The 6187-nt window shown below is 39.0% G+C and carries 4 protein-coding genes; all 4 read left to right on the top strand.

Annotated features, from left to right (window positions below; translation table 11 throughout):
• Positions 1 to 149: 149 nt before the first annotated feature.
• The 4 genes from ACOVQ4_RS03810 to ACOVQ4_RS03795 are packed head-to-tail and all read left to right on the top strand — an operon-like array spanning position 150 to position 6041.
• Positions 150 to 551 carry a hypothetical protein gene (locus ACOVQ4_RS03810; protein WP_421819328.1) on the top strand — a complete coding sequence of 134 codons (402 nt, stop codon included), beginning with the start codon at positions 150 to 152 and terminating at the stop codon, positions 549 to 551.
• A gap of 13 nt (positions 552 to 564) precedes the next feature.
• Positions 565 to 1599, top strand: a complete 1035-nt coding sequence (locus tag ACOVQ4_RS03805) for an efflux RND transporter periplasmic adaptor subunit (RefSeq protein ID WP_421819327.1) — start codon at positions 565 to 567, stop codon at positions 1597 to 1599.
• 7 nt (positions 1600 to 1606) lie between these two features.
• The gene (locus tag ACOVQ4_RS03800; RefSeq protein WP_421819326.1) at positions 1607 to 4693 is read left to right on the top strand and encodes an efflux RND transporter permease subunit; all 3087 of its coding nucleotides are present in this window, start codon (positions 1607 to 1609) and stop codon (positions 4691 to 4693) included.
• Between the two features lie 7 nt (positions 4694 to 4700).
• Entirely contained in the window at positions 4701 to 6041 is a 1341-nt protein-coding gene (locus tag ACOVQ4_RS03795) for a TolC family protein (protein ID WP_421819325.1), read from the top strand.
• Positions 6042 to 6187 lie beyond the last annotated feature (146 nt).

Below are 6187 nucleotides of genomic sequence, written 5' to 3'. Positions count from 1 at the left end.
GTTCCTAAAAACATTTTAACACTCTTTGCCTTGTGCCTGTTGCCTTGTGCCTAAAAAAATATTGATAGGGCTTCATTTTTTAATATAGATTAAAAATTCCCATTTTTCTTAGCCCCAACTTTGTCACATCAAATTTAAACAACAAAACGATGGAGGCAGATTTTGAGCATAGTATCCATTGGGTTTACATCACCGACGAGTCGGGAATGGCAGCCATTTTTCCTCAAATAAAAACAAAACTTACCACCTCAGGAATGCATCATGTATCGGTGGTATATTATTCACCAGAACAAATTTTTAGTTTTCGTCGAGAACTTGACATTTTGGTAAAACGATACCCAACAGTGCTGTTTACCTACTTATTATCTTCGGAGGTTTCTGACAACTTTTTCCAAGAACACCCCGAATTAGAATCTATCATCAACGCCAATACCATGAGTCAAATGAAATTTATGGTTTGTGGCTGCGAGGAATTTTGTGAAAAGGCAACAGCGCTTTTACATTTTTTAGATATTCAACAAGTTTATATACAAAAATCTTTATTCATTTAAACATCCCCAAACCATGAAGTACGCTAATATTTATCTAGGTGTGCTTACAACTTTGTTATTGGCAAGTTGCAAACACAATGAAACAAAAACTACAGAAAATAAAGCTCAGGCTATTGCTGTAAATGTTACAAAAGTTGAATCATCGCAAGCCAACAAAGAGGTTTCGGTTAGTGGGAACGTCGACGGTAGCACTACGGTCAGATTAGGTTTTTTAGTAGCTGGTCGTATCAATTTTATCTCAAGTCGTGAAGGACAAAATATTGAAAAAGGTCAATTAGTCGCAACTATTGAGCCCACCAACTATAAGATAGCTAAGGACTTATCAGATGTACAAGTCAACCAAGTATCAGATGAGTACAATCGACTTAAGCTAATGCGGGACCGAAATAGTATCTCTGAAAGTGATTTTTCGAAAGTAAATTTTACTTTACAACAAGCCAAATTACAGCAACAACTTCAACAAAAGAATCTTACAGATACCAAATTGTATTCGCCAATCAGTGGGGTTTTAATCAAAAAATTAGGAGAGGTTGGAGAAATCATTGGTACTGGAAATCCGCTATTGGTGATTTCAGATATTCGTAAAGTAAAAGTACTTGCGTATATACCTGAAGGTGAACTTCATTTGATCAAATTGGGACAAATGGCAGAGGTAACTATTTCGGCACTTGATAAAACTTTTAAAGGACGAGTAACCGAGGTAGGTTCGGCGGCTGATGCTACTTCCAGAGCTTTTACCATCAAAATAGAAGTAGACAATCCAGGTCTTTTGATTCGTCCGGGAATGATTGCCGAAGCGCGTATCAAGACGAATGTATCTGCACAAAGAATTTTATTGCCTTTAGAAATCATCAATCACGATTTGGATAATCAGGAGTTTGTTTATGTAGTCGACCAAGCACAAAATAAGGCATTCAAACGCAAAATTAGTATCGGAAAAGTAGCAGATAATCAAGTAGAGGTAGTTTCGGGGCTGAATGTTGGGGATGTGGTGGTATCGGCAGGTCAAAACAAACTTTCGGATGGTTCTCTAATCACAATTAAATAGTTGCGTCATGAATATTATACAAGCATCACTCAAATATAAGCACGTAACCTTATCGGTATTGTTACTGCTATTTGCGATTGGGGTCAATTCTTTGATGAATATGCCTCGCCGTGAAGACCCAAAAATTACAATTCGTCAGGGCTTGGTTATTGCTTACTTTCCTGGAGCCAACTCTGCACAGGTAGAAGACCAAGTAACTAAAAAGCTCGAACAGTATTTGTTTCAATATGAGGAAGTTAACAAAGCAAAAACCTATTCTACAACCAAAGATGGTATCGTAGTAGTCAATGTAGAATTAACAGAAAAAGTAAAATTACCTGATGTATTTTGGAGTAAACTTCGCCATCAATTGCTAGTATCCAAGCAATTGGACTTACCAGAAGGCGTAAGAGGTCCAATCGTCAACTCAGATTTTGGAGATACCGAGGCTATGGTTATTGCCTTAGAAAGCAATAAAGCCAGCTATGCCGAACTGAAAACGTATGCTCAAAAGTTGGAAGATTATTTAAGAACGATTCCAGCGGCGTCAAAGATTAAGCGTGTTGGAGAACAAAAAGAGCAAATAGTCGTATCATCAAGTTCTGAAAAGCTTTCACAATATGGTGTTAGTTTGCAACAAATCGTAAAGGTTTTACAATCCCAAAATAGCATTAATGCAACGGGTTCTGTCAAAACCGAGCAAAGTAAAACCCCGCTTTATACCAATGGCTTTTATAATACCGAAAATGATTTAGCAAATCAAATCGTGGGTGCTTCTCAAAGTGGCTCGACCGTAAAAGTAAGCGATGTAGCAAGTCTCAAACGTGACTATGCCGAACCACAAAGTATCATTACGGTAAATGGCAATAAAGCAATTTTGTTATCTATCCAAATGCACGAAGGCAATAATATTGTACAGTTTGGAGATGAAGTCAACAAAAAGATAGAAGCCGTAAAACAAGTATTACCTTCTGAAGTAAAAATTACAACTATTGTCAACCAGCCACATTTGGTAGATGAAAACGTATCGCATTTTATTCATGAGTTTTTCCTTGCTATTATCTCAGTTATTGTGGTAGTCGTATTGCTATTGCCCTTGCGTATTGCAGCGGTAGCTGCTACGGCAATTCCAATGACGGTGGCAGTGACTTTTGCGATTATGCATGCCCTAGGAATTGAACTGCATCAGGTATCATTGGCAGCTTTGATTTTGGTCCTTGGAATGGTGGTAGACGATGCCATTGTGATTGCAGACAACTACGTAGAATTATTGGACGAAGGCATAGAACGTTGGACAGCTGCATGGCGTAGTGCAAGCGACTTGGTGATTCCAGTTTTGGCTGCTACTATTACAATTATTGCCTCCTTTATGCCAATGATTTTGTTAAATGGCTCGGTGGGTGAGTTTATCTTCGCTTTGCCAATTACCGTTGCCGTTGCCTTGGCGTCATCGTTCATCGTAGCTATGTTACTTACGCCAATGTTATGTTTTATGTTTATCAAAAAAGGTTTACATCAACATGGTGAAAATGAGAAGAAAAGCAGAAAAAGCTTGCTCGACTATATGCAAATCGGCTATAATAATCTGTTGGAATGGTGTGTAAAACATCCTATTGCCACGATTATCAGTAGTATTATTCCGATTCTTTTGGCGGGTTTATTGTTCAAAGCAGGCGTAAGACAACTATTTTTTCCAGCCGCCGAACGTAATCAATTTGTCGTAGAATTGTGGATGCCAACGGGAACCAAGCTAGAAAAAACCAATCAGGCGATTCTCAAAGCAGAAGCATTGATTAAAGGCGATAAAAGAGTGCTTTCTTATGCCACCTTTACAGGAACAGCCGCACCGAGATTTTACTATAACTTCTCGCCTGAGTTCCCAACAACCAACTATGCGCAGATTTTGATTAATACCACTACCGACAAAACGGCAGAAGAGTTAGCAGAAGAGTTGAGCAATAAAGTGGAAATGGCTATCCCTGAAGGAACAACTTTTGTAAAACTCATGCAACAAGGTTCACCTTTAAAAGCTCCCGTTGAAGTACGCATTATCGGTGACGATATTAATCACTTAAAAGAATTATCGAATCAAGTTTCGACAATTCTCAAAAAAGCCTCGGGAAGTAAATTTGTCAGAAGTGATTTCGGAGAGGACTATTATGGTTTTGGGATAAAGCTCAAAGAAGAAGCCAATCGACTAGGTTTTACTACTACCAGTATTTCCCAAACAGTCTATACAGGTTTTAGTGGCGCGGCCATCTCGACTATGTATGAAGGCAACAATGCCGTTGATATTGTACTGAGATTAGATGAAAATAGCCGTAGAAATACCGACGATTTGGCAAATACTTACATGAAATCGCCTGTAACGGGCGCTAATGTTCCTTTGCGCCAAATAGCAGATATTATTCCAGAATGGCAAGCGGGTAAAATCATGCACCGCAATGGAGTAAGAACCTTGACCGTGCAAAGTGAATTGGCCGAAGGTGTTTTACCTGCAGAATTAGTCAAAGCTATTCAACCAGAAATCAATAAGTTACAGCTACCAAGTGGCTATCGAATTGAATATGGTGGCGAAGATGCTAATAAGAAAGAGACGTTCTCTCAATTGGTAACAGTACTAATGGTAAGTTTGGTATTGATTTTCTTTATCCTATTGTTCCAGTTCCGAAACCTCAAAGAATCGGCGATTGTGATGCTAACTATACCTCTGAGTTTGTTTGGAGCTATTTTAGGTCTTTATGTTACAGGGAATAACTTTAGTTTTACAGCTTTCATTGGTCTGATTTCCTTGTCGGGTATTGTCGTAAGAAATGCCATTATCCTTGTTGATCATACCAACGAGCTTATGAAACACGGTATGGATATTCGTACTGCTGCGATTGAAAGTGGAAAGCGCCGCTTACGTCCAATTTTCCTAACCGCTATGGCTGCTGCTATTGGTGTGGTTCCTATGATTGTTTCACACTCGCCTATGTGGGCGCCATTGGCAAGTGTATTGGCCTTTGGGGTAGTATGGAGTATGCTCATGGCCTTGTTGTCAGTGCCAGTGCTATACATAGGTTGGATAAAACCGAAGGATAAAAAAGACATTTTAACACAACAAAACGCATAGAATTGGTATGAAGTCTTTCATTAAAAATATCACTCTTATGGCACTTGCCTTTTCTTTGGAAGGGCAATATGCCACGGCTCAAACACCGACCTATTCGTTGCAACAGCTGAAAGAAACCGCTCTTAAAAGCAATCATATTTTATCGGTAAAACAGTGGCAAATAGCCGAACGTGAAGCCAAAATCAAAGAGGACGAAACCAAGCGTTATCCTACGGCTACGGTCAATGGAAATTACCAATATAATTTCAATTTGGCCAATATCACGATTCCTGCGGGGTCTATTGGGGTTTTGCCAGTAAGCTCTACCGTACAAGTTCCACTGCCCAACGAAGATAAAAATATTCAGATTGGGAACAAAAATTTGTATAATCTTGGCGTAACGGCCTATCAGCCTATCAGTCAGCAGATTAAAATCAAGACTGGTTTGGAGGTGAACCGTATGGATGTGGCTATTACGGAAAAAGAAAAGCAAAAAATTGCGCTACAAATCAGTCAAGGCGTTGAGCAATTGTATTACGGAGCACTCATTGCTCAAAAGCAATTAGAAGAAGCCGAAGCTAAATTGGCAGTAGCAAAAGCCAAATTAGGCGATGTCGAAACAGCTATTACAGCGGGTAAAACCATTGATGTAAACCAAGCAGGTTTATTAGCCAATATCGCCGATGAAGAACAAAATATATTGAAATTGAGTATTCAGGCGCAAAATTACAAATCTGATTTAATCAAGCTGACAGGTATTTCAGACGAAGATTTCAACCTCCAAGAATCACCTTTTGTCATGGAACAAGTTGCTGGTATTGAGAATTTCAAAAATGCTAGTTCTTCAAACCCTGATATCCAAATTGCGAGTCTAACCAAGGAAAAAGCCAACCTTGGTATCAAGGCTGCCCAACAAAGTACCCTACCTGATTTTGGGTTCGTCACAGGCTATACGTATCAGTCGGGTAATCCTATTTTACCGAATCATAATCCTTTTGTAGGACTTAACTTAAAATGGAATGTGCAAGATTTGTTTTCAAACAAACACTTACTCAAACAGCGTGAAGCGCAAGTCAAACAAGCTGAAGAAAACATTTTGAATCTCCAACAACAAGTAACTAGCGATATTGAAAAAGCGTATCGCAAAGTCAACCAAAGCAAGTCTTTGATTGCGGTGGCACAACGAGTTTTGGATTATCGTACCAAGGAACTAAAGGTACAGGAAGATAAGCAAATGGCAGGCCTCAATGTAAAAACAGATATTTTAAACACTAAAGCCCTCTTAGCCAAAGCTAATGCCGATGTATATGCTGCCCAATTGGCCTACACGCTAGCCGTGTCGGAGCTAAAAAGCTTAATCGGAAACTAGCAAATTACTAACACACATATAAGTTAGTGGGCGAAATTAGATTTGATTTATGTGTTTTAGGGAACAGGCAACAGGCATAAGGCAAAGAGTATTAAAATGTTTTATAGTAACGACGGATATGTTTTTTGCCGATTGCCCAGAGCTGA

The sequence above is a fragment of the Flectobacillus sp. genome, from assembly GCF_049240685.1.
In the GTDB taxonomy this organism is placed as follows: Bacteria; Bacteroidota; Bacteroidia; order Cytophagales; family Spirosomataceae; genus Flectobacillus.
This window is presented reverse-complemented; position numbering and strand designations above follow the sequence as displayed.